Origin of the sequence: Niastella sp. OAS944 (assembly GCA_024809215.1) — a bacterium.
GTDB lineage: Bacteria > Bacteroidota > Bacteroidia > Chitinophagales > Chitinophagaceae > Niastella.
Genome location: JANUBW010000006.1, coordinates 1 through 838, shown reverse-complemented (window position 1 = coordinate 838; position 838 = coordinate 1). Strand labels below are relative to the sequence as shown.

At 46.5% G+C, this 838-nt stretch carries 1 protein-coding gene; it reads right to left on the bottom strand.

From position 1 onward, the window contains the following. Positions 1-838 (bottom strand): MBG domain-containing protein (locus GGD38_RS22760; RefSeq protein ID WP_375303898.1); only part of this gene is annotated, 838 nt, incomplete at both ends.

Below are 838 nucleotides of genomic sequence, written 5' to 3'. Positions count from 1 at the left end.
AAGGCAAGACTCCCTGCGGTAATCTTATAAGTCAGCTCAGGATCGGGATCACCATAGGTCTTACTTTGAGCATCGGCGGTTACTGTAACAGCTCGTGTACCAATGGTGAGATTCGCGCCTGCATATGTAAGATCGTAGTTCGCACTCAAGGCCAGGGTGCCTTTATTAATAGCATAGTTTCCTACACTTTCACCAACATCCCTGATCAATGCACCTGTAAAGGCATCGCTAAAGGCGAGACTGCCATTTGTTATTTGATACGTCAACGACGGGTCAGCATTGCCATAAGTCTTATTTTTCGCATCAGCAGTAACCGTGATCGCCCGTGTGCCAATGGTGAAATTCGCGCCTGCATATGTAAGATCGTAGTTCGCACTCAAGGCCAGTGTGCCTTGATTGATAGCATAGTTTCCCACACTTTCACCGCCATCCCTGGTCAATGCACCTGTAAAGGCATCGCTAAAGGCGAGACTGCCATTTGTTATTTGATAAGTTAACGCAGGATCACCATTGCCATAAGTCTTGCTCTTAGAATCAGCAGTAATCGTGATGGCGCGTGTACCGATGGTGAGATTAGCTCCCACATAACTAAGTACATAGTTCGCATTTAAAGCAAGTGTGTTTTGGGTAATTGCACGTGTACCAATATTCTCTCCTGCATCCCGCGTAAGCTCACCACTAAACGCATCACTAAAGGCCAGGCTACCTGTTGTAATTTTATATGTCAATTCAGGATCAGGATCGCCATAGGTCTTACTTTGTGCATCGGCGGTAACTGTAATAGCCCGTGTGCCAATGGTGAGATTCGCGCCTGCATATGTAAGATCGTAGTTCGCAC